Source organism: Kitasatospora sp. NPDC001225, from assembly GCF_053597855.1.
Genome location: NZ_JBSFJC010000033.1, coordinates 1 through 26,881, shown reverse-complemented (window position 1 = coordinate 26,881; position 26,881 = coordinate 1). Strand labels below are relative to the sequence as shown.

Here is a 26,881-nt window from a genome sequence, read left to right as displayed (position 1 = left end):
AACGGAGTACCCAGCATGTCCCGCAACCGCACCCGGCTGGCCGCCCTCGCGGCCGCCACCGCCGGCCTCGGCCTGACCGCCCTCGGCGCCCCCGCACTGGCCTTCGGCGCGGGCGGCCCGAGCAGCGTCACGTACGACACCGGAGCGCTGGACTGGGGTGTGAAGGCCGGCTTCCGCAGCTACATCGAGGGCCCGGCCTCCCAGGGCGGCGCGATCGAGCTGACCGGCGGCGCGACCCGCAACGCCGACGGCACCTTCCACTTCGGCCTGGCGAACGCGGCGTACGACCTCACCACGCACGCGCTCAGCTCCTCCTTCACCGGCGGCGTGCACTTCACCGCCCACCACGGCGCGCTGGACGTCGCGCTCAGCGACCTGCGGATCACCACCTCCGGCACCACCGGCACGCTGACCGCCGACACCGCCTCCAAGGAGTCGGTGGGCGCCGCCGACGTCACCCGCCGGGACGACGTGCCGCTGGTGACGTTCACCGTCGCGCGGGACACCACCAACGGGACGCCCGCCGCGGCCAAGCTGACCGAGCAGGGCGCCCGGGCCTTCGCCGGCTTCTACCCGGCGGGGGCGGACATGGACCCGCTGTCGCTGCTGCTGAAGCAGAGCCCGGCCACGACCCCGCCGACCGTGCCGCCGACCGCGACGGCCACCGCCACGCCGTCCGCCACCTCCTCGCCGAGCACGGGCCCGACCGGCGGCCCCACCGGCAGCCCGAGCGCGAGCCCCACCGCCACGGCCACCGGCACGCCGACCGCGGCCCCGTCGTCCGGCACCCCCTCGGCCGGCTCCTCGCCGTCGGCCACCCAGGCGCCCGGCGCCACCGCCTCCCCGTCCGCGAGCGGGGGCCCCGGCACGGCCCCGGCCACCCTGCCGGTGGTGAACGGGACGCTGGACTGGAAGGTCAAGGAGAGCTTCCGCACGTACCTGGAGTCCCCGATGGCCGCCGGGAAGGTCGAGTTCGGCGGCGGCGCGGCCGACTACCGCTTCGGCGGTGCCACCGGTGCCTACAACACCACCGACCACTCCCTGAGCGCCGCCTTCAACGGCTCGGTCCGCTTCCTCGGTCACCCCGGCAAGGACGGCTGGGCGCTGGACACCACGCTCTCCAAGCTGGGCCTGACCATCGACCGGGACGGCGCCTTCCTGACCGCCGACGTCAACGGCAAGTCCCAGGACGGCGGTTCGACCTCGCTGAGCGGTGTCAGGATCGCCCGGCTGGACGTCCCGGCCTCCGCCCTGAAGCCGGTCGGCGGTGTGGTGACGCTCTCCGGCGTGCCGGCCACGCTCACCGCCGAGGGGGTGCCGGCCTTCTCCAACTACCCGGCCGGTACGGCTCTGGACCCGGTCAGCGCCACCCTCGCCTTCGACAAGGACGCCAAGCTGCCGCCGGCCGGCTCCTCCGGCAACGGCAACGGCAGTGCCGGCGGCGGTTCCGCGGCCGGCGGCGGCCAGGGCGCCGGCAGCGGTACCTCCGGCGGGGCCTCGCTGACCACCGGCGGCCTGAGCGGTACGGGCGGCGGCTCGCTGGCCGCCACCGGCGCGGACACCCCGGTGGTCCCGCTGCTGGCCACCGCGGCCGGTCTGCTGCTGGTCGGCGGCAGCGCCACCGTCCTGGTGCGCAACCGCCTTGGCGTTGCCCGGGCCTGACACCTGTGCGGGAGTGCCGAACGGCCCCGGCGAGCAAGCGCTCGCCGGGGCCGTTTCCCGTGACCGGGGTAAGGAGGAACGTTTACGCACTCAGCGGGTAGCGCGTGTCCAGGTCGCGGAAGACCGCCCCGTTGAGCACGAAGGCCCGCTTGCACTCCTCGACCACCCGGCGCCGCTCGACCTCGTCCATCGCCTCCCCGGCCGCGTCCAGCTTCGCCCGGTACTCGCGCTTGAAGGCGGCCGGGTTGTCGACCTCCTCGAAGACGTAGAACCGCACGCCGTCGCCCTTGCGCTCGAAGCCCCAGGTCTTCTCCGCTATGCCCCGGATGATCTGACCGCCCGACAGGTCGCCCAGGTAGCGGGTGTAGTGGTGCGCGAGGTACCCGGCCGGCCACTCGGCGGCCAGCTCCTCCAGCCGGGCGACGTACGCGGCGGTGGCCGGCAGCGGGGCCAGGCCGTCCCGCCAGTCGGGCCCGCGCAGGTGCGCCAGGTCGCGCTCGATGGCGGCGGTGCGCAGCAGCGACCGGTCGATGAAGGGGCCCGCCAGCGGGTGCTCCGCGAGCTGCTCGGCCCGGTCCTCCAGGGCCCGGTAGACGTACCAGAGCTGGCCGGTGAGGTCGGCGTACGCCTCGATCCCGAGACCGCCGCCCAGCAGCCGGCTCATGAACGAGGACTGTTCGGCGGCCTCGTGCTCCTCGCTGCTGGCGGTGCGGAGCACGGTGGAGAACGGGGCGGGCGCGGGCGTGGGCATGCGGCCTCCAGGGTCCGGGATCGGCCGGTGGGAATCGGCTGAATGTGTGGTTAGCCTAACCTAACTTCACGTCTTGCCGACAGGCTGTCGGCAAGACGTCCCGTCCCCGGACACGACAGAGGCCGGGGTCCGCGGACGAATCCGCGAACCCCGGCCCCGGGCTGTCCCGACCTGCCTCCGACCGTCCCCGGCCGAGTGGGATCGGAACGACGGCTCAGTGGCCGCCCTGCTCCGCCAGACGCTTGATCGAAGCGGTGACCTCGGCCTCGGCCTCGGCGCGGCCGACCCAGTTGGCGCCCTCGACGGACTTGCCCGGCTCCAGGTCCTTGTAGACCTCGAAGAAGTGCTGGATCTCCAGGCGGTCGAACTCCGACACGTGGTGGATGTCGCGCAGGTGCTCCCAGCGCGGGTCCGTCGCCGGGACGCAGAGCAGCTTGTCGTCGCCGCCGGCCTCGTCGGTCATCTGGAACATGCCGATGGCGCGGCACTTGATGAGGCAGCCCGGGAAGGTCGGCTCGTCCAGGATGACCAGGGCGTCCAGCGGGTCGCCGTCCTCGCCGAGCGTGCCCTCGACGTAGCCGTAGTCGGCCGGGTAGCGGGTCGAGGTGAAGAGCATCCGGTCGAGCCGCAGACGGCCGGTCTCGTGGTCGACCTCGTACTTGTTACGAGAGCCCTTCGGGATTTCGATAAGGACGTCGAACTCCAACGGTTCCTCCAAGGTAGGGACTGACAGAATCCAAGTGTCTCCTACGGGAGCGGGTGCTCGGGAAAGGGGCCGGTCGGTGGGCACAGGGGGAGGGGCGGCGGGCCGCCGCGGGGGGACGGCCGCGGGGCTGTTCGGAGCGGCGCTCCTGGTCGTCGGTACGGTCCTGACCTCGGGTGGTGCGGTCGCGCAGCCGGCCCCGCCGCCGGGCGGGCACAGCGCCGGGCCGGGCGAGGGTGAGGACCACGACGGACCGAACGGCCACGGCGGGAGGAAGGGCGACCACGGGAAGGGCGGCGCCGGTCCCCGGTCGAACGACGACCCGGGCGCCGCGCCCGCCCGTCGGGCCGCGCCGCCCGCCGCGCCCACGCCCGCGGCCTCCGTGCCCGCCGCCTCCGTGCCCGCCACCGGGGGTGGCGACGCGTCCGCTGCGCGCCCGGCCCCCGCGCCGGGCGCCGTCCTGGCCGCCGTCGAGGGCGGCCCGGGCGCCGCCGTCCCCACCGCGCAGGGCCTCCGGCAGGCGCTCGCCGCCGTGCTCGCCGACAAGAGCCTCGGCGAGGTCACCTTCGCCGTCGCGGACGCCGGCACCGGCCAACTCCTGTACGGCTCCGGGGAGAACACCCCGGCCACCCCCGCCTCCACCACCAAGCTGGCCACCGCGGTCGCGGCCCTGTCCCTCATCCCGGGCGACACCCGGCTGCACACCCGGGTGGTCCAGGGCGCGGCCCCGGGCACCATCACCCTGGTCGGCGGCGGCGACCCGACGCTCACCGCGCTGCCCGCCGACCAGGTGCAGATCGGCGGGCAGCCGGCCGACGCCGACACCGCCCCCGCCTCACTGGACTCCCTCGCCCAGCAGACCGCCGACAGCCTCAATCGCCTCGGCACCACGACGGTCCAGCTGGACTACGACCTGTCGATGTACGCGGGCGGCCCGCAGCACAGGAACCACGACGCCCAGAACATCGCCCTGGTGGTCCCGCTGATGGTGGACGAGGCCAAGGCGGACCCGAAGAGCCGGGAGGACGCGCCGGACCGGGTCGCCGACCCGGCGGCCGCGGCCGCCGAGGCCTTCGCCGCGCTGCTCCGGGCTCGCGGCATCACCGTGACGGGAAAGGCCGGCCCCGCCGCCGCGCCCGCGCCCGCCCCGACCGCCACCGGCACGGCGCCCCTCGGCGACGTCTTCTCGCCGACCGTCGCCCGGCTGGTCGAACGCCTGCTGACCACCTCCGACAACCAGCTCGCCGAGGCGATCGCCCGTCAGGTCGCCATCGCCGCCCACCAGCCCGCGAGCTTCGAGGGCGCCGCGGCCGCCGTCACCCAGGAGCTCACCCGGCTCGGCGTGCCGATGGGCACCGTGGTCCTCAACGACGGCAGCGGCCTGCACCCGGGCAACGCGATCCCGCCCGCCGTCCTGGTCCGACTCCTCGCGCTGGCCGCCTCCGAGCAGCACCCCGCCCTGCGCCCGGTGCTCACCGGCCTCCCGGTCGCCGGCTTCACCGGCACCCTCAACAAGCGCTACGGCTCCGGGTCCGGCGCCGCCGACGCGGCCGGCCTGATCCGCGCCAAGACCGGCACCCTCAGCGGCGTCAACACCCTCGCGGGCACCGTCGTCGACGCCGACGGCCGCCTGCTCGCCTTCGCCGTCATGACCCGTACCGCCGCCCCCGCCGACACCGCCCGCGCCGCGATGGACCGCGTCGCCGCCCGCCTCACCACCTGCGGCTGCCACTGACCCGCCGCCGCCCTTCAACAACCCCGCCGCCGCGAGGCGCGCGCCCCGCCGCCGCGCACCGGTCCGCCGCCCACCGCCGGGCACGCCCCGGGACCCCGTCGGCTCCCGGTCGCGGCCGGAGACCGGTGGGGCCGGGGCCCGTTGGGGAGAGGTGTTCGCGGCGGGTGGCTGCCGTTGGTGGTGGGGAGCACGTACGGTGAGGGCATGACGAGCGCGAGTGGCGGTGCTGACATGGTCGACTGGAACCTCGCGGTCGCAACCGCGACCAGGTTGGTTCGGCCGGGTCCGGAAGTGAGCCGGGAGGAAGCGGCGGCGGTGGTCGCCGAGCTGCGCCGGCACGCCCTGGAGGCGGAGGAGCACGTGCGGGCGTTCACCGGCATGCGTTCGTCCAGCCTGTCCCAGGCCGCGGCGACGCCGGTGCTGGTGGTGGACCGTCCGGGGTGGATCCGGGCCAACGTGGCGGGCTTCCGCACGGTCGTCCAGCCGCTGGTGGAGAAGCTCCAGGCGCGTCGGGCGAACAGCACGGCGGCCGGGGTGTTCGGCGCGGTGGGCGAGAAGGCGACCGGCATCGAGGTCGGGGCGCTGCTGGCGTTCCTGTCCACCAAGGTGCTGGGCCAGTACGAGACCTTCGCCCCGGCCGAGCCCCCGCTGGAGGCGCCGGACAGCCCGGCGGCGCTGTTCGACAAGCCGCGGCTGGGGCCGGAGGGCCCCGGGCCGGGCCGGCTGCTGCTGGTGGCGCCGAACATCGTGCACGTCGAGCGGGAGCTGGACGTCGACCCGTCCGACTTCCGGCTCTGGGTCTGCCTGCACGAGGAGACGCACCGGACGCAGTTCACCGCGGTGCCGTGGCTGCGCGACCACATCCAGTCCGAGGTGCAGTCCTTCCTCGCCGAGACGGACGTCGACCCGGGCGCCCTGCTGGAGCGGCTGCGGGACGCGGCGGGTTCGCTCGGCGGCCTGCCGGGTGGCGGCAGCCGGGAGGGCGCCTCCTCCGGGAACCTGCTGGAGATCGTCCAGTCGCCCGCGCAGCGCGAGATCCTCGGCCGGCTGACGGCCGTGATGTCGCTGCTGGAGGGCCACGCGGACGTGGTGATGGACGGCGTCGGGCCGGCCGTGGTGCCGACGGTCGCCGAGATCCGGGAGAAGTTCCAGCAGCGCCGGGACCGCGGCGCCAACCGGCTCGACCTGCTGCTGCGCCGGCTGCTCGGCATGGACGCGAAGCTGCGCCAGTACCAGGACGGCGCGGTGTTCGTGCGCGGGGTGGTGGAGCAGGTCGGCATGGAGGGGTTCAACCGGGTGTGGACCTCCCCGAACACCCTGCCGACCAAGGACGAGATCCACGACCCGGCCGCCTGGGTGGCCCGGGTGGCCCGCTGAGCGCGGTCGTGACGCGGGCGCGCCGTACGCCGGACGGCAAGCGGCGCGCGCCGGTCAAACCCGCTCGTACGAGTGGTCCAATCAGGCCGACGACGAGTGAAGAAGCGTTTCTTCATTCACCCGAACGTGGGACGGTCGACCTGCCGGGGGCGCGGGTGGCGTAGTGGGTAGCCACTATCTGCCACCATCTGTGAGCGCCCGGTAACCGGGTGCTCATGCGGGTGCGCGGTCCCCGCCGCGTCCGCCGCACGTCCTGTCCCCCCTCCGTCGAGGAGTCGTCCGCCGTGGGTCCTCACCCCGCCGTCGCCGCGATACGCCTGGCCGTTCGCCGTACGCTCACCGACCTCGCCGCCGAGGCCGGTTCCACCTTCACCGCGCCGGTGCGCCGACCGCGGGAGCGCCCGGCCGGGGCGCCGCTGGTGGGTGCCGCGGTCGGCACCACCCTGATCGGCAACGCCGCGCGCCACCCCTCCGGTCTGCCCCGGACCCCGGCCGCGCCCGGCTCGCCGCTGGTCCTGGTCGCGGTCAGCGGCGGCGCCGACTCGATGGCGCTGGCCATCGCCGCCGCCTTCGAGGCCCCCAAGATCGGCCTGCGGGTCGGCGCCGTCACCGTCGACCACGGCCTCCAGGCGGGATCCGCCGAGCGCGCCGCCCAGGTGGCCGACCGGCTGCGCAGCCTCGGCCTCGACCCGGTGGAGGCGGTCCCGGTCCGGGTCGGCCGCGCCGGGGGCCCGGAGGCCGCCGCCCGGGACGCCCGCTACGCCGCCCTGGACGCGGCCGCCGACCGCCACGGCGCGATCGCGGTGCTGCTCGGCCACACCCGGGACGACCAGGCCGAGACCGTGCTGCTGGGCCTGGCCCGCGGCTCCGGCTCCCGCTCGCTGGCCGGGATGCCCGCCCAGAAGGGCCGCTACCGCCGCCCGCTGCTGGAGCTGGACCGGGCGGCCACCCGGCAGGCCTGCGCCGCCCAGTCGATCCCGGTCTGGGACGACCCGCACAACTGTGATCCCGCCTACACCCGCTCCCGGGTCCGCCACGAGGTGCTGCCGGTCCTGGAGAAGCACCTGGGCGGCGGGGTGGTCGAGGCGCTGGCCCGCACCGCCCGGCTGTTCCGCGACGACGCCGACGCCCTCGACCAGTGGGCCGCACTGGCCGAACGCGACCTCCGTACGGGCGACGGCGCCCTGGACGCCGTGAAGCTGGCCGAACTGCCGCCCGCGGTGCGCCGCCGGGTGCTGCGCCGGGCCGCGCTGCGGGCGGGCTGTCCGGCCGGGGACCTGTTCGCCCGGCACCTGGAGACGATCGACCTGCTGGTCACCGGATGGCGCGGACAGGGCCCGCTGCACCTACCCGGGGGCGTCGAGGCCACCCGCAGGTGTGGCACGCTGGTCTTTCGGCGGCAGGGCGACTGACGGGCGAGGCATGCCCAGGGGGAGCCGACCGCCGGCCACACAGACCCCGAACGTTTGAGGACGTATCCCCGGTGGACCAGAACGACATGGGCGCTGACCTCGCGAAGGTGCTCATCAGCAAGGACGAGATCGACGCCAAGCTCCTGGAGCTGGCCGAGCGAATCGACCGGGACTACGCAGGCAAGGACCTGCTGATCGTCGGCGTCCTCAAGGGGGCTGTGATGGTCATGGCCGACCTGGCCCGGACCCTGCACTCGCAGGTCACCATGGACTGGATGGCCGTCTCCTCGTACGGGATGGGCACCAAGTCCTCCGGTGTGGTGCGGATCCTGAAGGACCTGGACACCGACATCGCCGGCCGTGACGTCCTGATCGTCGAGGACATCATCGACTCCGGTCTGACGCTGTCCTGGCTGCTCGGCAACCTGGGCTCGCGCGGTCCGGCCTCGCTGGAGGTCTGCGCGCTGCTCCGCAAGCCGGACGCCGCCAAGGTCGAGATCGACGTCAAGTACGTCGGCTTCGACATCCCCAACGAGTTCGTGGTCGGCTACGGCCTGGACTACGCGGAGAAGCTGCGCAACCTCCCCTTCATCGGGACCCTCGCCCCGCACGTCTACGGCGGCTGACGGCCCCGTTCGGGTTACGGGCGGGAACAGTAGGCCGTTCCCGCCCGTTGGACCCCCGGGGACAAAGAACCACAGCCGTCTCGCCGTGCTCCCGCCATGGGTGGGTCCGACTGCGGTACGGTCCAATAAACCGCTCTTCACATGAGCACCAATCGGATTGCGCCGCGGCCCAACAGCCCCCCGGCGCCGTTGAGTGGCAGGAGGGACGGGGCGGCAACGCCCCGCATGGATGGACGTCAAGCGATACTTCCGTGCGCCGATCATGTGGATCGTGCTGGCCGTCCTCGCCGTCATCGTGCTGATGCAGGTCGTTTCGGACTCCAACGGCTACAAGACGGTGGACACCGGTCAGGTCGTCGCGGCGATCGACGCGCACAACGTCAAGTCGGCGCAGATCACCACCGGTGACTCGAACACGATCAAGATCCAGCTCAAGGACGGCGCCACGCTGCCCAGTGCCGGAACGGGCAAGACCCCGTCCGGTACCAAGTTCCAGGCCTCTTACATCGGCGACCAGGGTGTCGCCATCGCCGACAAGCTCCAGGCCCAGGTCAACGACAAGGACTCGAGCACGCTCGCCGAGGGCTACACGATCAGCCCGGAGAAGCAGAGCACCTTCGTCAGCCTGCTGCTGTCGATGCTCCCGATCGTGATCATCGTCCTGGTCTTCCTGTTCCTGATGAACCAGATGCAGGGCGGCGGCTCCAGGGTCATGCAGTTCGGCAAGTCCAAGGCCAAGCTGCTCACCAAGGACACCCCGAAGACCACCTTCGCCGACGTCGCCGGCGCGGACGAGGCGGTCGAGGAGCTCCACGAGATCAAGGAGTTCCTCCAGGAGCCGGCCAAGTTCCAGGCCGTCGGCGCCAAGATCCCCAAGGGCGTGCTGCTCTACGGCCCGCCCGGCACCGGCAAGACCCTGCTGGCCCGCGCCGTCGCGGGCGAGGCCGGGGTGCCCTTCTACTCCATCTCCGGCTCGGACTTCGTCGAGATGTTCGTCGGTGTCGGCGCCAGCCGCGTCCGCGACCTCTTCGAGCAGGCCAAGGCGAACGCCCCGGCGATCGTCTTCGTCGACGAGATCGACGCCGTCGGCCGGCACCGCGGTGCGGGCCTCGGCGGCGGCCACGACGAGCGCGAGCAGACCCTCAACCAGCTGCTGGTCGAGATGGACGGCTTCGACGTCAAGGGCGGCGTGATCCTGATCGCCGCGACCAACCGCCCCGACATCCTGGACCCGGCGCTGCTGCGCCCGGGCCGCTTCGACCGCCAGATCGCGGTCGAGCGCCCCGACCTCCAGGGCCGGCTGGACATCCTCAAGGTGCACCAGAAGGGCAAGCCGATCGCGCCCGACGTCGACCTGTCGGCCGTCGCCAAGCGCACCCCCGGCTTCACCGGTGCCGACCTGTCGAACGTCCTCAACGAGGCGGCGCTGCTGACCGCCCGCTCGGACAAGAAGCTGATCGACAACGGCATCCTGGACGAGGCGATCGACCGCGTCGTGGCCGGTCCGCAGAAGCGCACGCGGATCATGTCCGACCGGGAGAAGAAGATCACCGCGTACCACGAGGGCGGCCACGCCCTGGTCGCGGCGGCCTGCCAGTACAGCGACCCGGTGCACAAGATCACCATCCTGTCCCGCGGCCGGGCCCTCGGCTACACCATGGTGCTGCCGGACGAGGACAAGTACTCCACCACCCGCAACGAGATGCTCGACCAGCTCGCCTACATGATGGGCGGGCGCGCGGCGGAGGAGCTGGTCTTCCACGACCCGACCACCGGTGCCTCGAACGACATCGAGAAGGCCACCGCGACGGCCCGGGCCATGGTCACCCAGTACGGCATGACCGAGCGCCTCGGCGCGATCAAGTTCGGCTCGGACAACTCGGAGCCGTTCCTCGGCCGCGAGATGGGCCACCAGCGCGACTACTCGGAAGAGGTCGCCGGGCTGGTCGACGAAGAGGTCAAGAAGCTCATCGACACGGCGCACAACGAGGCCTGGGAGATCCTGGTCGAGAACCGCGACGTGCTCGACAACCTGGTCCTGGAGCTCCTGGAGAAGGAGACCCTGAACAAGGAGCAGATCGCCGAGGTCTTCGCCCCGATCGTCAAGCGCCCGACCCGGCCGGCCTGGACGGGCTCCGCCCGCCGCACGCCGTCCACCCGGCCTCCGGTGCAGTCCCCGAAGGAGCTGGCGCTCACCAACGGCGCCGCCTCCGGCGAGGCCGCTCCGGTGGACGTCGTGAAGCTCCCGCCGCTGCCGGCCACCGAGCCGCCGACCGAGGGCTGACCCCCGCTCCGTAGGGAATGGATGCCGCGTCACCAGGGTTTGTACCCTGGAGGCGCGGCATCCGTGCTGTTCAGCCAGAGTCTTCCGATACATAAGCGAGGCCCGCATGATCGACCCGGTGACCTTCGACGGTCCGCCCGCCGTCGGTACCTTCGACCAGAAGCGGGCCGAGAACGCCATCCGCGAGCTGCTCCTCGCCGTCGGGGAGGACCCGGACCGCGAGGGCCTGCTGGAGACCCCGGCCCGGGTGGCGCGCGCCTACAAGGAGATATTCGCGGGCCTGTGGCAGGAGCCCGAGGACGTCCTCACCACCACCTTCGACCTCGGCCACGACGAGATGGTGCTGGTCAAGGACATCGAGCTGACCTCGGTCTGCGAGCACCACCTGGTGCCGTTCCGCGGCGTGGCCCACGTCGGGTACATCCCGTCCACCAGCGGCAAGATCACCGGGCTGTCCAAGCTCGCCCGGCTGGTCGACGTCTACGCCCGCCGGCCGCAGGTGCAGGAGCGGCTGACCAGCCAGGTCGCCGACGCGCTGATGCGGATCCTGGAGCCGCGCGGGGCGATCGTCGTGGTCGAGTGCGAGCACATGTGCATGTCGATGCGCGGCATCCGCAAGCCCGGCGCCAAGACCATCACCTCCTGCGTGCGCGGCCAGCTGCGCGACCCGGCCACCCGGGCCGAGGCGATGAGCCTCATCATCGGCCGGTAGGGCGCCGGCCGGGCCGACGGTTCAGGAACCGGGCACCTCGTGCTCCGCGTGCGGCGGAGCCGGGGTGCCCAGCGCGTTGCGGTGCTCGGGCATCCGCAGCGTGACCATCCGGCGCCAGCCGTAGGCGCGGTCGTACAGGTGGAGCGCGCGCACCCCGAGGGTGATCAGGGCGAGCTGCCAGCGCGGCCAGCGCAGGATCCGGGCCATCCGGGCGGTGACGGCGAGGCCGACGTCCCGGTAGGTGCGGACCTCGCCCCGGGCACTGGTCTCCAGGGCGTGCCGGACGTACGGGCCGTGGCCCTCGGAGATCAGCCGCAGCAGCTCCTCGTGGCAGTAGGCGAGGTGGTCGTCCTCGTCGGCGGAGATCACCCGCATCGCCCGGCCGAGGGCCGGGTTGTCCGCGTACGCCCTGACCAGCTGCCGCATCTGCTCGGCGGCGCGCTGCTCGGTGACCCGGCTGTGCGCGAGGTAGGTGATGAGCTCGCGGTCGGTCAGCGGGACGTCGCTGTTCAGCCGTTCGTGCGAGAGGCCGATGCCCTGGCGCTCCAGCAGCATGCAGTAGTCGGTCTCGTCGGGCACGGGCACCTTGGGCAGGCCGCGCCGGTTCAGCAGCTGGGCGAAGATCCGGCCGTGCTTGCGCTCGTCGGCACCGTGCCGGGCGACCTTCGGGGCGAGGACCGGGTCCCGGGTGAGGGCGGCGATCCGCTCGTTCTCCCAGCCGCCCTGGTCCTCGCCGCCGGCCGCGATGCTGCAGAACAGCTGGTACGCCTGGTCGTTGCGGTAGATCTCGTCGAAGAGCGAGCGGGTGCTCAGCACAGTGCCTCCTGCGCGGGTCCGGGGGCGCCCGGCGGGGGCCGACGGGCGGTCGCGATACGTTCCCCCGGGCCGCCGGCCGGGCGGGCCGACCGGCGGGTAGTCACCCACGTGCGCTAGCCGAGGTGCGAGCCCAGCCATTCGAGGGTGGCCGGCAGCTCCCTGGTCCAGCTGTCGAAGTTGTGCCCGCCGTCGTCCAGGTAGAGCGAGTCGATCTTGAACTGGGGGTTGGCCGCCGCGGTCCTGGTGGCGAGGTCGACGAACTGGACGGTCTGCGGGTAGTCCCCCTCCGCGCGGGTGGAGACCGCCAGCACGTTGAGCGCCGGGACCGGCAGGTTCTGCAGCCGCCAGCCGAGGTCGTGCTGCTGGGCCAGCGCCTTGTCGCCGTTGAAGAGGTCGCCGCCGGTGTAGTTGTCCTGGCGCACGGTGAAGTCGCCGTGCAGGCTCGCCGCGCTGCCGTAGACGTTCGGGAAGCGCATCGCCAGGCGCAGCGCGCAGCTGCCGCCGGTGGAGTAGCCGAGGGTGCCCCAGGAGCCGGCCGTGCGGCCGACCCGGTAGGCGCTGAGGATGGCCTCGGGGACGTCCTTGACGAACCAGGTCTCGGTGCGCGGCCCGCCGGGGACGTCCACGCACTCGGTGTCCCGGGACGGGACGACCGCCGGGCGGGCCATCACCAGGACGGTCGGCGGCATCTTGCCGGAGCGCTGCAGCTCGATCGCGGTCTGGGCGAGGGGTAGCTCGTGCAGCAGGTTCAGGGTGGTGCCCGGGTAGCCGGCGATGGCCAGCAGGACGGGGAAGCGGACCAGGGTGAGCTTCGGGTCGAAGTACGCGGGCGGCAGGTAGACGAACATCTGGTCGGAGAAGCCCGTCTCCTTGCCGCTCACCCGGACCGACTCGATCCTGCCGACCTCCTCGGGCGGGCCCTTCGGCAGGTTGGTGATGGTCTCCAGGCCGCCCTCGGTGGTGGGCTGGACCAGCGCGTCGGGGACCGGGGTGCCGCCCCTGTGGTTCTCGTTGCCGGCCAGCGCGAGCTTGGCGCCGCCGGGGCTGAGCAGGTCGTCCCAGGAGGTGTAGAACCCGAAGGAGTTGTTCACCGACAGCGCGAGCACGGCCAGGACCGAGGCTTGAACGACCGTCAGTAACCCGATCCGGCCGAGCACCGGCAGCGGACGTTGCGGCGCCAGCCGCGGCCAGAGCCACAGGGTCGTGACGACCGCCGCGGCGCCGAGTGCGAGAAGCGAGTTCACCAGCGCGTCGCTGGTCAGTTCCATGCCGTCGGCCTTCCGGTGGGACACTGTCGGTGCAGGCTTCATCGTCTGGCGGTCCGTCAGGCCGGGCCACCGTGGCTAGGCTGTCCGGATGCCCGGGCGGGCTGGTAGGGCGGGGAGAGCCGGAGGCAACCGGCGCCCTAGAATGCGGCGTCCACCGTACGTAACGCGTCCCGGAGGGTCCCGTCGCGCCACGCTGCGGCGGGCCCCCGGCTCCCACCGCCGGCTCAACCCGCAGCGCGACCACGGCCCCGGTTTACCGACCGTTTCCGGGTCCTTGGTATGCGCATTGCCTGATGAAGGAATAGGCATGAAGGTCCATCACGCGTCCTCCCCCGGAGTGACCGGACACCGCACCGCAGCCTCTACGCTGAGCTTCCATGAGCGTTCCCGTGTCCGTTGAGCCGAGCCCCGAGCAGCCGCCGCGCCGTCGCCGCGGCCTGCAGACGCTGCGCAACCAGGCGTCCGCCGTCCCGAGGGCCTGGCTCCCCGGAGCGGTCGGCTACGCCTGTCTGCTGATCGGGCTCGTGGACATCGCCAGCGCGGTGTTCCCCAGGCTCCGGCACACGAAGGTGCACACCTTCGCGGGGCAGCTGCCGGGCGGCACCACCAGCCTGGCGGCGGTCGGCGCGCTGATGGTCGGCATCCTGCTGGTGCCGCTGGCGCACGCGCTGCGCCGGCGCAAGCGGCGGGCCTGGCGGGCGGTCTGCGTGCTGCTGCCGGTCAGCGCCGGACTGCACATCGTGCGCTGGCACCAGATCGGCCCGGCGGTCGTCTCGCTGGTGGTCCTCGCCGTGATGCTGGTCCACCAGCGCGAGTTCTACGCCAAGGCCGACCCGCGCACCCGCTGGCGGGCGGTGGTCAACCTGGTCGTCATGGGCGTCCTCAGCGTGCTGCTCGGCCTGCTGATCGTGAGCACCCGGACCAAGTACGAGATCGGCCACCCGGGCCTGACCGAGCGCCTGCAGCACGTCGGGTACGGACTGTTCGGCTTCGAGGGCCCGATCCGGTACAACAACGTCCGGATGTCCGACCTGGTCGCCTACCTGCTCGGCGGGCTCGGCCTGCTGACCGCCTTCACCACCGCGTACCTGGCGCTGCGCCCGGGCAAGCCGAAGCCCGAGCTGACGGCGGAGGACGAGGAGAAGGTCCGCGAGCTGCTCAAGCGGCACGGCGAGCGCGACTCGCTCGGCTACTTCGCGCTGCGCCGCGACAAGAGCGTGCTGTTCTCGCCCACCGGCAAGGCCGCGATCTCCTACCGGGTGGTCTCCGGCGTGATGCTGGCCTCCGGCGACCCGGTCGGCGACGTCGAGGCCTGGCCGGGTGCGATCAAGGTGTTCATGGCCGAGGCCCGCGAGCACGCCTGGGTGCCGGCCGTGATGGGGTGCAGCGAGGTCGGCGGCGAGGTCTGGACCCGTGAGGCGGGCCTGGACGCGCTGGAGCTGGGCGACGAGGCGATCGTGGACACCGCGTCCTTCTCGCTCTCCGGCCGGGCCATGCGCAACGTGCGCCAGATGGTCAAGCGGATCGAGCGCAACGGCTACTCCTGCCAGGTGCGCCGGGTCTCCGAGCTCACCGTGGAGGAGAAGTACCGGATCGCCGACGCCGCCGCCCGCTGGCGCGGCACCGACACCGAGCGCGGCTTCTCGATGGCCCTCGGCCGCTTCGGCGACCCGCTGGACGACGACTGCGTGGTGGTCACCGCCCACAAGGCCCCGGAGGAGGGCGAGGAGGGCGACGACCTGAAGGCCGTGCTGCACTTCGTGCCCTGGGGGCCGGACGGCATCTCGCTGGAGCTGATGCGCCGCGACCGCGCCGCCGACCCGGGACTGAACGAGCTGCTGATCGTCGCCGCGCTGCAGGCGGTGCCCGCGATGGGCGTGCGCCGGGTGTCGCTCAACTTCGCGATGTTCCGCTCGGCGCTGGCCCGCGGCGAGCGGATCGGCGCCGGCCCGGTGCTGCGCGCCTGGCGGGGGCTGCTGGTGTTCCTGTCGCGCTGGTTCCAGATCGAGTCGCTGTACAAGTTCAACGCCAAGTTCCAGCCCGAGTGGGAGCCGCGCTTCCTGGTCTTCCCGAGCACCCGGGACCTGCCGCGGATCGGCTTCGCCGCGATGCAGGCGGAGGCCTTCATCACGCTCGGGATGCCGCGTTTCGGCCGCCGGCGCCAGCGCGAGGGGCTGATGCCGGTCCCGTCGACCCGTGAGGTCACCGAGGCCGCCTGAGGCCCGTCGCGGGCCTTCGGGGCCGCGACGGCACGGAACGGGGCCCCCGCCGAGAATCCTCGGCGGGGGCCCCGTTCGATAATGGGAAGCATGAACGATTCGCCCTCCTTCTCCCTGCCGGCCGGTCTGCCGCGACTGGAGCGCTGCGCCGTGATGGGCGTGGTCAACGTCACGCCCGACTCCTTCTCGGACGGCGGGATGTGGCACGACCCCGCCAAGGCGATCGCGCACGGCCTCGCGCTGCGGGCCCGCGGTGCCGACCTGGTGGACGTCGGCGGCGAGTCCACCCGGCCGGGCTCGCAGCGGGTCCCCGAGGAGGAGGAGCTGCGCCGGGTGATCCCGGTGGTGCGCGAGCTCGCCGACGCCGGGGTGGTGGTCTCGGTGGACACCATGCGCGCCTCGGTCGCCGAGCGGGCCGTCGAGGCCGGCGCCGCGATCGTCAACGACGTCTCCGGGGGGCTCGCCGACCCGGCGATGGCCCGGGTGGTCGCCGAGACCGGCGCGCCCTTCGTGGTGATGCACTGGCGCGGGCAGTCCGCCGACATGGACCGGATGGCCGTCTACGACGACGTCGTGCGGGACGTGGTCGCCGAGCTGACCGACCGGGTGGACGCGCTGCTGGCGGCCGGGGTCAAGGAGGACCAGCTGATCCTCGACCCGGGGCTCGGCTTCGCCAAGACCTCCGAGCACAACTGGGCGCTGCTCGGCCGGCTGGACGCGCTCACCGCGCTCGGCCGTCCCGTGCTCGTGGCGGCTTCGCGCAAGCGGTTCCTGGGTACGCTGCTCGCCGACCCGGCAACCGGGGAACTGCGCCCGGCCCGGGAGCGCGACGACGCGACGGCCGCGGTGTCGGTGCTGTCCGCACGGGCGGGAGCCTGGGCGGTGCGGGTGCACGACGTGTCCGGCACGGCGGATGCCGTCCGGGTGGTCGCGGCCTGGCAGCACGCGGCGCGGTTGGGGTGAGGGAGGGTCTGTGACAGGTGACGGCAGGTTGAGCGGCGGTACGGCCGGGCGGGCCCGCGAGGCGGACCTGGAGGCCGTTCTGGCGGCGAACCAGGGGCTCTACGAGGCGCTGGAACGGGGGGACCTGGAAGCGGTCGAGGATGCCTGGCTGGGCGCCGCGGACGCCGACGACAAGGGTGGCGTGGTGTGCGTGCACCCGGGCTGGCCGGTGCTCCGCGGCCGGGCCCAGGTGACCCGTTCGTACATGCTGATCATGATGAACACGGAGTACATCCAGTTCTTCCTGACCGATGTCGAGGCCGAGGTGCACGGTGATGTGGCCCTTGTCACGTGCACCGAGAACATCCTGTCCGGCGGAGAGTCGGAGGAGGAGGGGGAACTCGGGCCGCTGGTCGGCGGAAAGGTCGTGTCGACGAATCTGTTCCGTCGTACCCCGGCCGGGTGGAAGCTCTGGTCGCATCACGGTTCACCCGTTCTGACCAGCGGGGACGACGACGAGGAGAGCTGATTCCGGCACTTGCGGAAATGCGGTGCCGGGAAGTCGCCGGGAATTTCCGAGTGGTCACCGAACGTTCACGTCAATCGCCATATCGGTGCGCGTGGCGTCGGTTCGTGCCGGGTAGGACGGTCAGGCGTTGTCCGTGCTCGCGGGTAGATTCGAAACGGAGTGGCGGGCGTGCCGCCCGCCTTCGCCCTGCCCGTCCATGCCTTTCTCCGGGCGGGGCCCGTCCGACTGGGAGCAGTGATTCGTTTGCTGGACCGCGTCACCCTGCGGGGGCTGCGAGCCCGGGGCCACCACGGCGTCTTCGAGCGCGAGCGCGTCGAGGGTCAGACCTTCGTGGTCGACCTCGTGCTCCACCTGGACACCCGCCCCGCCGCGGCCGGAGACGACCTCACCCGCACCGCGCACTACGGGCTGGTGGCGGAGGAGGTCACCGCGATCATCGCCGGGGAGCCGGTCGACCTGATCGAGACGCTGGCCCAGCGGATCGCCGACCAGTGCCTCAAGCACGAAGCGGTCGAGGAGGTCGAGGTCACCGTGCACAAGCCGGACGCCCCGATCACCGTGCCGTTCGACGACGTGACCGTGACCATCCACCGGGGCCGCGCATGACCCCCACCGCGCGCCCGGTATCCGATGTAGAGGACGTTTTCCGATGAGCGAGCGAAGCGAGCGGATGATCAAGAGGTGCGCATGGGTGAGTGCCCCTGCTGAGCGAAGCGAGGCGGGCGCATGAGCACCAGTGACCCGACCGCCACGCCGAACGCGTTCGACCTGGAGAGCCGGGTGGACTCCGCCGACACCACGCTGCACAGCCAGCGCTGCGCGGTGATCGCGCTCGGCAGCAACCTGGGCAACCGGCTGGACACCCTCCAGGGGGCCGTCGACGCGCTCGCCGACACCCCGGGGCTGAAGATCAAGGCCGTCTCCGCGGTGTACGAGACCGAGGCCGTCGGCGGGCCCGAGGAGCAGCCGAACTACTACAACGCGGTCGTGGTGCTGCGCACCTCGCTGCCCCCGCGGGACCTGCTGGAGCGCGGCAACGCCATCGAGGACGCCTTCGGGCGGGTGCGGACCGTCCACTGGGGCCCGCGCACCCTGGACGTCGACATCCTGGCCTACGAGGGCGTGCTGAGCGACGACCCGCAGCTGCTGCTGCCGCACCCGCGCTCGCACGAGCGGGCCTTCGTGCTCGCCCCCTGGCTGGACGCCCAGCCGGAGGCCGAGGTGCCCGGGCACGGGCGGGTGGACGCGCTGCTGACCGCGCTGGGCGGTCCGGACGCGCAGGGCGTGAAGCGCCGCGAGGACATCGGGCTGACGCTGCCCGAGTAGGTCCGGAGGCCGGTGACCGGGGCCGTTGCCCGGGGAACTCGGCCGGGGGCCCGGCCGTACGAGTAGGTGTCCGCCGCTCACGCGGGTGCCCGCCCGGCCGGGCCCGGTACGGTGGCCTGGCGTCGCCGCGCCACCGGGCGGGCGGCCGGTTCGGGTACCCGGGAAGGACCTCCTCCGAGTGAAGCTGCTTCGCCTCCGCCTCCTGATCGGCATCACCGCCGCCACGACGGCGCTGTCCTGGGCCGGCTCCAAGCTGTGGGCCTCCGTGGACACGCTGCCGGCGGTGCCGGCCGCGGCGCCGGTGGTGCTGGCGGCGGTCGCGGTGGTCCTGCTGGCGACCGCGCTGTCGCTGCGGGCCCGGCTGAAGGCGGTGCGCGAGCGGCAGCCCGGGGCGAAGGGGGTCGACCCGCTGCTGGCGGCCCGGGCGGTGGTGCTGGGGCAGGCCAGCGCGCTGGTCTCCTCGGTGGTCACCGGGATCTACGCGGGGGCCGGGATCTACCTGCTGGGCGAGCTGGACGTGTCGGCCCGCAAGGACCAGGCCGTGACGGCCGGGCTCGCGGTGCTGGCGGGGGCCGCGGTGATCGCGGCGGCGCTCTGGATCCAGCACGTGTGCAAGCTGCCGGAGAACCACGACGACCCGGGCGGTCCGGCGGCGTCGCACCGCTGAGACGCGGCCGGGGCAGCGCCGGGGCGCCGCCCGGGCGTCACGGGGGCCTCGACGGCCCCGCCGGCACCGTCCGCCTGGTCGGCACCGCTGAGCAGGGCTTTCTTCGTGATCTTGCGTGAGAATCCGGGCACGTGCGGTAAAAACCGCACCCTGTCAAGGGCGGAAGGGGACCCTGGGCTGACAGGCCCCCAATTCGCACGCTAGTTTCTTGGACATGTCTCGCGGACGCCACCGTCATTCCTCCGTCCTCGGCCGGGTCTTTCCCCCCACCGCCGCCGGCGTGCTGCTGGTCGCCGCACTGGCCGCTCTGCTTTTCAGTCAGGACACCGTCCTGGTGCGCTCGGTGGGCGTCGCGGCGGTGATCGCGACGCTCGGCTTCGCGCTGCTGCTGCGCCAGCGGGACAAGGCGGCCCGGGCGGCCGCCGAGACGTCCGCGGCCCAGCGGCTGCGCGCCGAGGAGCGGTTCGAGGAGCAGCTGGCCGAGGCCGAGTACGCGGCGGAGGTCGCCGAGGAGCGGGCCACCCGGTTCGGGCGGCGGCTGACGGCGGAGAAGTCGCGGCTGGCGAAGGCCGAGACCGAGATCGCCCGGCTGCTGCGCGAGCGGGCCGTGGCGGTGGCCGAGCAGGCGCTCAAGGAGGCCGAGGCGGCCCAGCAGGCGCTCGCCGCGAGCCGTCCGAAGCATCCGGCCAGCCCGGCCGCCTACGTGCGGGCGGCGTCCGTGCTGCGGCTGCTGGAGCGCCGCGCGGCGGAGCAGGAGGCCCGGCGGGCGCGTACGGCGGGCGCGGAGGTGGCCCTGCGGAAGCCCGCGAAGGAGTCGCCGGTCGCCCCGGCCGCGTCGGTGGCCGTGCCGGCCCCGGTGGCGCCCTCGGTGCCGACCCCGGGGCGGGCTCCGGCGGCCCCGGCGCCGGTGCGGCCCGAGCCGGTGCGTCCGGCGCTGACCGCGACGGTCGGTCAGCTCGGCGGCGCGTCGGCCGGGCCGGCCGCGGCGCCCGCGCCGGTGGAGCGGCAGCGGCCGCGCCCGGCGCAGTCCGGTCCGGCCCGCGGGCAGGGCTTCAGCTTCTTCGGCCGCGGTGCGGCTGCCCCGGCGCGCCCGGCGGCCCCGGCACCGGCGGTGGGCAGCGTCGCCGAACTGGGGGAGCGCGCCGACCTGGCGGACGTGGTGGGCGACGAGGCGGTGGCCGAGAAGGCCGTGGCCGAGGCCCGGGCGGCGGAGTCGGCCGAGCGGCCGGAGCAGGGCGGGCCGACCGTGGTGGACCTGACGCCGGAGGACGAGACCGAGCTGATCCAGCTGCCGGAGCTGCGCGCCTCGCGCTGAGGCCCGCCGGGCCCCGGAAACGGAGAAACCGCGGCGCGGGGAGTCGGACGGACCGACTTCCCGCGCCGCGGCGTTGTCCGCGGGTGCGTCAGAGCTGGACGCCGAAGTCCTGGGCGATGCCGGCCAGGCCGGAGGCGTAGCCCTGGCCGACGGCGCGGAACTTCCACTCCCCGTTGTTGCGGTAGAGCTCGCCGAAGATCATCGCGGTCTCGGTGGCGGCGTCCTCGGAGAGGTCGTAGCGGGCGATCTCGGCGCCGCCGGCCGCGTTCACCACGCGGATGTAGGCGTTGCGGACCTGGCCGAAGTTCTGGCCGCGGGCGGTGCCGTCGTAGATGGTGACCGGGAAGGTGATCTTGGCGGCCTCGACCGGCAGGCCGGCCAGGTTGATGTTGATCGACTCGTCGTCGCCCGCGCCCTCGCCGGTGCGGTTGTCACCGGTGTGCACGACGGTGTTGTCCGGCGTGCTGGTGTTGTTGAAGAAGACGAAGTGGCCGTTGGACAGCACCTTGCCGTCCGCGTTCAGGACGATCGCGCTGGCGTCGAGGTCGAACTCGGCGCCGGTCGTGGTGCGGACGTCCCAACCCAGGCCGACGGTGACCGCGGACAGGCCGGGGGCCTCCTTGGTCAGCGAGACGTTGCCACCCTTGGAGAGGCTCACTGGCATGACGATTGCAGTCCCTTCGTTCGCTTCGTTCGCTATTTCCCGGGACAACGCAATACCGCGGTGGCTTGGTTCCGCAGGGGCCGTGAATTCTTCGTGGGCGCCCAACGGAGGGCAAAGACCGGGCAAAGGACGTGTCAGATGCGCCGGAACCGGCCCTGCAGCGTCCAGATGTTCGGGTTGTCGGCCAGGTCGGGGTGCATGTCGAAGAGGTCGGCCAGGGTGTCCTGGAGGAAGTCCCGGGCCTCGCGCCGCAGCTCGCCGTGGCGGACCACCACCGGCGGCTCGTCCGGCAGCCAGGTGGCGGTGACCTCGACCCAGTTGAAGCGGCGGGCGAAGCGCAGCAGCTCGGTGTTCTGGGTGAAGTCGAGGTCGGCGGTCTGCACCCGGGCGGCCCGGACGCCGTCCGGGTCGCGGTCCAGGAGTTCGGCGACGTCGCACAGCGCCCACGCGAAGTCGAGCACGGGCACCCAGCCCCAGGCGGTGGACAGTTCCGAGCCCTCGCCGTCCAGGTAGACGTCGCCGCAGAACAGGTCGTACCGCAGGGCGTGCACGGACGCGGTGCGGTAGTCCGTCTGCGGGGGGTCGGGGAAGCGGTTGGAGAGGGAGTAGCCGAGCTCGATCACGTACGCCATTGTCGGGGCTCGGGGCGCCCGGGGGTAACCGGGTGCGGAAGCGGGGGGCGTACCGATATCCGGGTGACCGGACGGGCCGGGCGCGGGATGATGGGCGCATGTCCGAGCCCATCCGCGTACGGGGGTCGGTGGTCGTCCCCGACGCCGAGCTCGTCTGGCGCTTCTCGCGTTCCTCCGGCCCCGGCGGCCAGCACGTCAACACCTCCGACTCCAAGGCCGAGTTGCGCTTCGACCTGGCCTCGACCAGGGCGCTGCCCGAGGTGTGGCGCGAGCGCGCGCTGGAGCGGCTGGCCGGCCGGCTGGTGGACGGCCGGGTGCTGGTGGTCCAGGCCTCGGAGTTCCGCTCGCAGTGGCGCAACCGGGAGGCGGCCGCGGCCCGGCTGTCGGCGCTGCTGACCGAGGCGTGCGCGCCGCCGCCGAAGGCCCGGCGGGCGACCAGGCCGAGCCGGGGGATGGTCCAGCGGCGGCTGGAGAACAAGAAGCACCGCTCCGAGCTGAAGCAGGGCCGCCGGGCGCCGCGGGGCGGCGAGTAGCCGGCGCGGCCTCAGCCGAGGGTGCGGTAGCCGCCGCGGAAGTAGAGCAGCGGGCGGCCGCCGGGGTCGGGCACCGTGGCCTCCAAGACGCGGCCGAGCAGCAGGGTGTGGTCGCCGGCGGGTATCCGCTGCTCGGTGCGGCACTCGACGGTGGCCAGCGCGCCGTCGACCAGCGGGGCGCCGGTGCGCGGGCCGCGGTGGTGCGGGGTGTCCGCGAACAGCAGCCGGTCGCTGAGCCGGCCCTTCATGGCGAACCGGGAGCCGAGCGTCTTCTGTCCCTCGGTCAGCACCGAGACCGCCCAGGTGTCCACCCGGGAGAGCACCTCGTCCATCCGGGAGTCCTCGCGGACCGAGATCAGCACCAGCGGCGGCTCCAGCGACACCGAGAGGAAGGACGTGGCGGTCATGCCGACGTCCTCGCCGTCCTCCGGGTCGTGGACGGTCACCAGGCTCACGCCGGCGGCGAGCTGGGAGAGGGCAGCCCGGAACTCGTCGGGCGTGGCGTGGGGGGCAGCTTCGGGCTGCGGCGACGGGTACACGTACCGCACGGTAGTCGTCACCCGGGAGGAACGGCATCGGGCCTTGGTCGTAGGACCGGCGGTCCGGCCGAAGGGTTACGCCCGGTGGCCGAACTCACCCTCAGGAGTGAAGCGACCGGACTGGCGGGTGCAGTCGGCTTCAGTCGGCGGCCAATGCGGTCGACCACCAGAAAAGTTCCGATGGCGCTGTATGTCCCACTACGGGACAGATGAACTGATTAAGGGCGCATTAGTCTCGTGTGATTTAAGTCACAAGTGATGGCCTATTGCTGACCGAGCGTGCCGAGCGCTGTGCTCCCTGTGATTCAGTTCTTCTGGCAATCGGACGATAACCAATCAAGAACTATCCGAAGCAGCCGGGGAGCCCCCGCATGGAAGCCGAGTCGGAGCCGTACGTCCGTCTCGCGACCCTCCGCACCTTGCACCGGGTCGTGGCGGACCTCAACGCTGCCCGCAGCCTCGCTGGCACGCTCCAGGCCGTGGTCGAGGGCGCGGTGCACGGGCTCGGCTTCGACGCCGCCGCGGTCAGCCTCGTCCGGCCCGACGGCGACCTCGTGGTGGCGGCCGTCTGGGAGCTGGAGGAGAGCCCGATGGGCGGCCCCTCCGTCCTGCTCGGCCAGGTCGGCTCCCGGGAGTCCTGGGACCGGCTGCTCGGCGTCAGCGACCACTGGGGCACCCTGCGCTTCCTGCCGTACGACCGTGGCTGGGCCGTCGCCAGCGACATCCCGCGCTGGATCGGGGACGGCCCGCTGCCGGTGTACGCCAACGACTGGCACCCCGCCGACGGGCTGCTCGCCCCGATGTACAGCGCCGGCGGCGACCTCCTCGGCGTCCTCTCGGTGGACCGCCCGCGCAGCGGCAAGCGGCCCGGCGCCTGGACCCGCGAGGCGCTGGAGATGTTCTCCCTGCAGGCCTCCATCGCGATCGGCAACGCCCGGCTGCGGGCCGAGATGCAGCGCGCGCTGGCCCGCCTGGAGAAGGAGCAGCAGGCGCTGCGGGCCAGCGAGGAGAGCTTCCGCCAGGCCTTCGAGTACGCGCCCAGCGGGATGGCGATCACCGAGCTGCACGGCGTCGGGCGCGGCCAGCTGACCAGGGTGAACGACGCGCTCTGCCGACTGCTCGGCCGGCCCCGGGCGGTGCTGCGCCAGCAGAGCTTCGCCGACCTCGTGCACCCCGAGGACCGGGCGCTGCTGGAGCGCACCAGCGCCGAGAGCGGCCGCGCGGAGCTGCGGCTGTCCCGGCGGGACGGCGGCTACCAGTGGGTCTGCCTGCGCAACTCGATCGTCGCGGACGCGGCCGAGGGGCCGAGCTTCCTGCTCACCCACGTCGAGGACATCGAGGACCGCAAGCGGCACGAGTTCCAGCTCGCCCACCGGGCCAGCCACGACGCCCTGACCGGGCTGCCGAACGGCGCCGAGCTCAAGGCCCGGCTGGCCCGCCGGCTCTGCGCCCAGCCGCAGCCGGTCGGCGCCACCGGGGGGCAGGTCGAGGTGGCCTACCCGCAGCCGTACGGCTACCCGGCCGACTCCTACAGCGCGCACGCGGCGCACGACGGGCCGGAGGGCGCGGACCGGTACGCCGGGCCGGCGCACGGCTACGGCCTGCCCGAGGGGCTGCCGAGCGGGCTCGGCCCGGGCTTCGGGGAGCACGTGCACGCGGTGGTCCCGGCCGAGTACGGGCCGGGCGGCGAGGCCTGGTCGGCGCCGTTCCGCTCGGGCGCGGCGGCGGTGGACAAGGGGCTCGCGGTGCTCTTCTGCGACCTGGACGGCTTCAAGTCGATCAACGACCGGTTCGGCCACAACGCGGGCGACGCGGTGCTGGTCGAGGTCGCCCGGCGGCTGAGCCAGGCTGTCCGGGACGGCGACACGGTGGCCCGGCTCGGCGGCGACGAGTTCGTGGTGCTGGCGGACGGGATCGGCCGCGAGGAGGCCAAGGACCTCGCCCACCGGCTGCGGGGCGCGATCATCCCGCCGATGCGGATCGACGGACGGGCGATGCGGGTGGGGGTGAGCCTCGGCGTCGGCTGGGCCGGCTGCGGGATGAGCATCGAGGAGGTGCTGCAGACCGCGGACGAGCGGATGTACGACGAGAAGCGGGCCCGGGGCGGGGCGGTGCGCGGGGCGCGCGGCGAGCGCTCGCACCGGCGCGCGGGCTGAGCCGGCGGACGGCCCCCGCGGGCCCGGGCCGGCCCTGGTCGGTCCCGGTTACCCGTGAGTTGTCAAGGGTTCTTTTCCCGCCGTCACATACGGCAGGTAGGGTTCCCGGTACGACAGCGTCCATGATCTGCGCCGCCCGCAGCAGGCGGCGCACCGGATGGGGGAGCAGACCACCGTGACGACCGCCGGCAGCAACGGAGTGCCCGAGGGCCAGGGGGGCGGTGCCCCGCAGGACGACGACCCGTTCGGCTACCTCTACCGCCCGGCCGACGGTTCCACCGGGCAGCCGGCCGAGCCGCAGCAGGGGGTCCCGCGCACGCCGTACAGCCGCCCGATGGAGGTCGGGCGCGCCCAGTACGGCTACCCGCCGCGGGCGCAGCAGCAACAGCAGCAGCAGCCGTACGGCCAGCAGGGCATGCCGCCGCAGTACCCGGGCGGCCAGCCGCAGGCCCCGTACGGCCAGCCCGGCCCGCCGCAGCAGCCCGAGTACGGTGCGGCGCCCACCCAGCAGACCCGCTACGCCGAGCACTCCCGGCCGCAGCCGGGGGAGGAGCCGCGCAGCAGCGGCCGGAGCAAGGGCGCGGTGATCGGCGCGGTGGCCGTGGTCGCGGCGATAGCGATCGGGGCGGGCATAGCCCTCTCCACCGGGGACCCGGACGACAACAAGACCGGCAAGGGCGGCACCGCCACCACCGCCCCGCCGGCCCCCACCACCCCGGGGCCGACCGCCACGACCGCCAGCGGCTCCCCCTCGGCGAGCGCCACCCCGGTCTCCGGACCGACGACCGTGGACGCCGGCCAGCTCCAGGGGCAGAACGCGCCCTCCGGCAACACCGTCAAGGGCGCCAAGTCGGCCGACGGCAGCTACCTGACGCTCCAGCCGGGCGGCTCGGTGACCTGGACCGGCGAGATCGCTACCGCCGGGTCCTACAAGCTGACCGTGCACTACAACTACTCGGGCGCGGAGTTCAAGGGCTCGGCCGCGGTGAACGGCAAGGACTGGCCGAGCGGGGTGACGTACAGGATCTACGGGCCGCAGCCCAAGGACCAGACCTCCGCCTGGTACAGCACCTGGATACTGCCGCAGTTCCAGGCCGGGCCGAACACGGTGACCCTCACGGTGCCCTCCGGCGCGGTCCTGGTCGACCAGATCACCATCGAGCCGGGCGGCTGAGCCCGCCCCTCCTCCGGACACACCACGGCCGCCCGTCCCCGCGTGGGGGAGGGCGGCCGTCGGCGTCGCTCAGGCGGGTTTGACGGTGGAGAACCTCTCGCCGCCGACGATCCACCGGCCGCGGCGCATCACCGCGACCAGGTCGTAGCCCTCCGAGTCGACCACGACCAGGTCGGCGAGCTTGCCGGTCTCCAGCGAGCCGATCGAGTCGCCCAGGCCGAGCAGCCGGGCCGGGGTGGCGGACAGCGACTCGACGGCCTGGTTCAGGCTCAGCCCGTTGACGGTGACCGAGCGCTTGAACGCCACGTCCAGGGTGAGGGTCGAGCCGGCGATCGCACCGCCCTCGACCAGCCGGGCCACGCCGTCCTTGACCTGGACCTGGAGCGGGCCGAGCGGGTAGAGGCCGTCGCCCATGCCGGCCGCGCCCATCGCGTCGGTGATCAGGGCGACCCGGTTCGCGCCGGCGGTGCCGTAGGCGAGGTCCAGGACGGAGGGGTGCAGGTGCACGCCGTCGTTGATCAGCTCGACGGTGACCCGCTCGTCCTCCAGCAGCGCCACGATCGGGCCGGGGGCGCGGTGGGCGATGCCGGGCATGGCGTTGAACAGGTGGGTGGCGACGGTGGCGCCGGCCTCGATCGCCTCCAGGGTGGTGGCGTAGTCGGAGTCGGTGTGGCCGACGGCGGCGATCACCCCGAGGTCGGCGAGCATCCGCACCGAGTCCAGGCCGCCGGGCAGTTCGGGGGCCAGGGTGACCATCCGGGCGTGGCCGCGGGCGGCGTCGACCAGCTTGCGCACCAGCGCCGGGTCGGGGTCGCGCAGCAGGTCGGGCCGGTGGGCGC

At 73.3% G+C, this 26,881-nt stretch carries 25 protein-coding genes; 17 read left to right on the top strand and 8 right to left on the bottom strand.

Annotated elements, in window-relative coordinates; translation table 11 throughout:
- Positions 1-15 precede the first annotated feature (15 nt).
- Positions 16-1,662 carry an HtaA domain-containing protein gene (locus tag ACWDCZ_RS14220; RefSeq protein ID WP_449816047.1) on the top strand — a complete coding sequence of 549 codons (1,647 nt, stop codon included), beginning with the start codon at positions 16-18 and terminating at the stop codon, positions 1,660-1,662.
- Positions 1,663-1,744: 82 nt separating this feature from the next.
- Here the strand turns inward: ACWDCZ_RS14220 and ACWDCZ_RS14215 are convergent, their stop codons facing one another.
- Both ACWDCZ_RS14215 and ACWDCZ_RS14210 read right to left on the bottom strand, forming a co-directional pair.
- Complete coding sequence (locus tag ACWDCZ_RS14215; RefSeq protein WP_049660339.1) at positions 1,745-2,413, bottom strand: biliverdin-producing heme oxygenase; 669 nt, start codon at positions 2,411-2,413, stop codon at positions 1,745-1,747.
- Between the two features lie 214 nt (positions 2,414-2,627).
- Complete coding sequence (locus ACWDCZ_RS14210; RefSeq protein WP_030244505.1) at positions 2,628-3,119, bottom strand: inorganic diphosphatase; 492 nt, start codon at positions 3,117-3,119, stop codon at positions 2,628-2,630.
- Positions 3,120-3,195: 76 nt separating this feature from the next.
- On the opposite strand from ACWDCZ_RS14210, the gene dacB reads away from it, so the two are divergent.
- From dacB to folE, 6 genes are all read left to right on the top strand, one after another.
- Complete coding sequence (gene dacB / locus ACWDCZ_RS14205) at positions 3,196-4,851, top strand: D-alanyl-D-alanine carboxypeptidase/D-alanyl-D-alanine endopeptidase (protein WP_449816046.1); 1,656 nt, start codon at positions 3,196-3,198, stop codon at positions 4,849-4,851.
- A gap of 204 nt (positions 4,852-5,055) precedes the next feature.
- Complete coding sequence (locus ACWDCZ_RS14200; RefSeq protein WP_049659916.1) at positions 5,056-6,228, top strand: zinc-dependent metalloprotease; 1,173 nt, start codon at positions 5,056-5,058, stop codon at positions 6,226-6,228.
- Between the two features lie 284 nt (positions 6,229-6,512).
- The gene (gene tilS, locus ACWDCZ_RS14195; RefSeq protein ID WP_074006435.1) at positions 6,513-7,640 is read left to right on the top strand and encodes a tRNA lysidine(34) synthetase TilS; all 1,128 of its coding nucleotides are present in this window, start codon (positions 6,513-6,515) and stop codon (positions 7,638-7,640) included.
- A 71-nt stretch (positions 7,641-7,711) separates the two neighbouring features.
- A complete protein-coding gene (gene hpt / locus ACWDCZ_RS14190) occupies positions 7,712-8,266 on the top strand; it encodes a hypoxanthine phosphoribosyltransferase (protein ID WP_049654051.1) in 555 nt (184 codons plus the stop codon).
- Positions 8,267-8,495: 229 nt separating this feature from the next.
- Positions 8,496-10,550, top strand: a complete 2,055-nt coding sequence (gene ftsH / locus ACWDCZ_RS14185; RefSeq protein WP_049654053.1) for an ATP-dependent zinc metalloprotease FtsH — start codon at positions 8,496-8,498, stop codon at positions 10,548-10,550.
- Between the two features lie 106 nt (positions 10,551-10,656).
- Positions 10,657-11,262 carry a GTP cyclohydrolase I FolE gene (gene folE / locus ACWDCZ_RS14180; protein WP_049654054.1) on the top strand — a complete coding sequence of 202 codons (606 nt, stop codon included), beginning with the start codon at positions 10,657-10,659 and terminating at the stop codon, positions 11,260-11,262.
- A gap of 21 nt (positions 11,263-11,283) precedes the next feature.
- Here the strand turns inward: folE and ACWDCZ_RS14175 are convergent, their stop codons facing one another.
- Positions 11,284-12,078, bottom strand: coding sequence for a ferritin-like domain-containing protein (locus ACWDCZ_RS14175; RefSeq protein WP_049654056.1), 795 nt, complete (start codon positions 12,076-12,078; stop codon positions 11,284-11,286).
- 113 nt (positions 12,079-12,191) lie between these two features.
- On the bottom strand, positions 12,192-13,346 hold the full coding sequence (locus ACWDCZ_RS14170; protein WP_063780220.1) for an alpha/beta hydrolase: 1,155 nt from the start codon (positions 13,344-13,346) through the stop codon (positions 12,192-12,194).
- 377 nt (positions 13,347-13,723) lie between these two features.
- Between ACWDCZ_RS14170 and ACWDCZ_RS14165 the strand changes: the two genes are divergently transcribed.
- The 7 genes from ACWDCZ_RS14165 to ACWDCZ_RS14135 all read left to right on the top strand — a co-directional run bounded on the left by ACWDCZ_RS14165 (position 13,724) and on the right by ACWDCZ_RS14135 (position 20,344).
- On the top strand, positions 13,724-15,565 hold the full coding sequence (locus ACWDCZ_RS14165; protein ID WP_380741892.1) for a phosphatidylglycerol lysyltransferase domain-containing protein: 1,842 nt from the start codon (positions 13,724-13,726) through the stop codon (positions 15,563-15,565).
- Between the two features lie 90 nt (positions 15,566-15,655).
- Positions 15,656-16,528 carry a dihydropteroate synthase gene (gene folP, locus ACWDCZ_RS14160; RefSeq protein WP_049654059.1) on the top strand — a complete coding sequence of 291 codons (873 nt, stop codon included), beginning with the start codon at positions 15,656-15,658 and terminating at the stop codon, positions 16,526-16,528.
- A 28-nt stretch (positions 16,529-16,556) separates the two neighbouring features.
- Positions 16,557-17,036 (top strand): nuclear transport factor 2 family protein, encoded by a 480-nt coding sequence (locus ACWDCZ_RS14155; protein WP_049654066.1) that lies wholly within the window; start codon positions 16,557-16,559, stop codon positions 17,034-17,036.
- A 246-nt stretch (positions 17,037-17,282) separates the two neighbouring features.
- On the top strand, positions 17,283-17,642 hold the full coding sequence (gene folB / locus ACWDCZ_RS14150) for a dihydroneopterin aldolase (RefSeq protein ID WP_049654068.1): 360 nt from the start codon (positions 17,283-17,285) through the stop codon (positions 17,640-17,642).
- Between the two features lie 120 nt (positions 17,643-17,762).
- Positions 17,763-18,362 carry a 2-amino-4-hydroxy-6-hydroxymethyldihydropteridine diphosphokinase gene (folK, locus tag ACWDCZ_RS14145; RefSeq protein ID WP_049654060.1) on the top strand — a complete coding sequence of 200 codons (600 nt, stop codon included), beginning with the start codon at positions 17,763-17,765 and terminating at the stop codon, positions 18,360-18,362.
- Positions 18,363-18,540: 178 nt separating this feature from the next.
- On the top strand, positions 18,541-19,029 hold the full coding sequence (locus tag ACWDCZ_RS14140; RefSeq protein WP_049654061.1) for a DUF3180 domain-containing protein: 489 nt from the start codon (positions 18,541-18,543) through the stop codon (positions 19,027-19,029).
- 214 nt (positions 19,030-19,243) lie between these two features.
- Complete coding sequence (locus tag ACWDCZ_RS14135) at positions 19,244-20,344, top strand: hypothetical protein (RefSeq protein WP_387976256.1); 1,101 nt, start codon at positions 19,244-19,246, stop codon at positions 20,342-20,344.
- 88 nt (positions 20,345-20,432) lie between these two features.
- Here the strand turns inward: ACWDCZ_RS14135 and ACWDCZ_RS14130 are convergent, their stop codons facing one another.
- Both ACWDCZ_RS14130 and ACWDCZ_RS14125 read right to left on the bottom strand, forming a co-directional pair.
- Complete coding sequence (locus ACWDCZ_RS14130; protein ID WP_049655167.1) at positions 20,433-21,008, bottom strand: TerD family protein; 576 nt, start codon at positions 21,006-21,008, stop codon at positions 20,433-20,435.
- Between the two features lie 134 nt (positions 21,009-21,142).
- Positions 21,143-21,640, bottom strand: coding sequence for a hypothetical protein (locus ACWDCZ_RS14125; protein ID WP_369808326.1), 498 nt, complete (start codon positions 21,638-21,640; stop codon positions 21,143-21,145).
- Between the two features lie 98 nt (positions 21,641-21,738).
- Here ACWDCZ_RS14125 and arfB point away from each other — a divergent pair, with 98 nt between their 5' ends.
- A complete protein-coding gene (gene arfB, locus ACWDCZ_RS14120) occupies positions 21,739-22,173 on the top strand; it encodes an alternative ribosome rescue aminoacyl-tRNA hydrolase ArfB (protein WP_117489044.1) in 435 nt (144 codons plus the stop codon).
- An 11-nt stretch (positions 22,174-22,184) separates the two neighbouring features.
- Here the strand turns inward: arfB and ACWDCZ_RS14115 are convergent, their stop codons facing one another.
- Positions 22,185-22,721 (bottom strand): flavin reductase family protein, encoded by a 537-nt coding sequence (locus ACWDCZ_RS14115; RefSeq protein ID WP_369808329.1) that lies wholly within the window; start codon positions 22,719-22,721, stop codon positions 22,185-22,187.
- Between the two features lie 362 nt (positions 22,722-23,083).
- Between ACWDCZ_RS14115 and ACWDCZ_RS14110 the strand changes: the two genes are divergently transcribed.
- On the top strand, positions 23,084-24,868 hold the full coding sequence (locus ACWDCZ_RS14110) for a diguanylate cyclase domain-containing protein (protein WP_449816045.1): 1,785 nt from the start codon (positions 23,084-23,086) through the stop codon (positions 24,866-24,868).
- 157 nt (positions 24,869-25,025) lie between these two features.
- Complete coding sequence (locus tag ACWDCZ_RS14105; protein ID WP_049655180.1) at positions 25,026-26,042, top strand: carbohydrate-binding protein; 1,017 nt, start codon at positions 25,026-25,028, stop codon at positions 26,040-26,042.
- 69 nt (positions 26,043-26,111) lie between these two features.
- On the opposite strand, the gene ACWDCZ_RS14100 is transcribed toward ACWDCZ_RS14105, so the two are convergent.
- A partial coding sequence (locus ACWDCZ_RS14100; protein WP_449816044.1) for an N-acetylglucosamine-6-phosphate deacetylase occupies positions 26,112-26,881 on the bottom strand: 770 nt, incomplete at its 5' end.

What these genes read in the sequence shown, in the direction of transcription:
- ACWDCZ_RS14220 (WP_449816047.1), top strand. Translation starts at nt 16, where the DNA reads ATGTCCCGCAACCGCACCCGGCTGGCCGCCCTCGCGGCCGCCACCGCC.
- ACWDCZ_RS14215 (WP_049660339.1), bottom strand. Translation starts at nt 2,413, where the DNA reads ATGCCCACGCCCGCGCCCGCCCCGTTCTCCACCGTGCTCCGCACCGCC.
- ACWDCZ_RS14200 (WP_049659916.1), top strand. Translation starts at nt 5,056, where the DNA reads ATGACGAGCGCGAGTGGCGGTGCTGACATGGTCGACTGGAACCTCGCG.
- ftsH (WP_049654053.1), top strand. Translation starts at nt 8,496, where the DNA reads ATGGACGTCAAGCGATACTTCCGTGCGCCGATCATGTGGATCGTGCTG.
- folE (WP_049654054.1), top strand. Translation starts at nt 10,657, where the DNA reads ATGATCGACCCGGTGACCTTCGACGGTCCGCCCGCCGTCGGTACCTTC.
- ACWDCZ_RS14170 (WP_063780220.1), bottom strand. Translation starts at nt 13,346, where the DNA reads ATGGAACTGACCAGCGACGCGCTGGTGAACTCGCTTCTCGCACTCGGC.
- ACWDCZ_RS14165 (WP_380741892.1), top strand. Translation starts at nt 13,724, where the DNA reads ATGAGCGTTCCCGTGTCCGTTGAGCCGAGCCCCGAGCAGCCGCCGCGC.
- folP (WP_049654059.1), top strand. Translation starts at nt 15,656, where the DNA reads ATGAACGATTCGCCCTCCTTCTCCCTGCCGGCCGGTCTGCCGCGACTG.
- folK (WP_049654060.1), top strand. Translation starts at nt 17,763, where the DNA reads ATGAGCACCAGTGACCCGACCGCCACGCCGAACGCGTTCGACCTGGAG.
- ACWDCZ_RS14135 (WP_387976256.1), top strand. Translation starts at nt 19,244, where the DNA reads ATGTCTCGCGGACGCCACCGTCATTCCTCCGTCCTCGGCCGGGTCTTT.
- ACWDCZ_RS14130 (WP_049655167.1), bottom strand. Translation starts at nt 21,008, where the DNA reads ATGCCAGTGAGCCTCTCCAAGGGTGGCAACGTCTCGCTGACCAAGGAG.
- ACWDCZ_RS14125 (WP_369808326.1), bottom strand. Translation starts at nt 21,640, where the DNA reads ATGGCGTACGTGATCGAGCTCGGCTACTCCCTCTCCAACCGCTTCCCC.
- arfB (WP_117489044.1), top strand. Translation starts at nt 21,739, where the DNA reads ATGTCCGAGCCCATCCGCGTACGGGGGTCGGTGGTCGTCCCCGACGCC.
- ACWDCZ_RS14110 (WP_449816045.1), top strand. Translation starts at nt 23,084, where the DNA reads ATGGAAGCCGAGTCGGAGCCGTACGTCCGTCTCGCGACCCTCCGCACC.
- ACWDCZ_RS14105 (WP_049655180.1), top strand. Translation starts at nt 25,026, where the DNA reads ATGGGGGAGCAGACCACCGTGACGACCGCCGGCAGCAACGGAGTGCCC.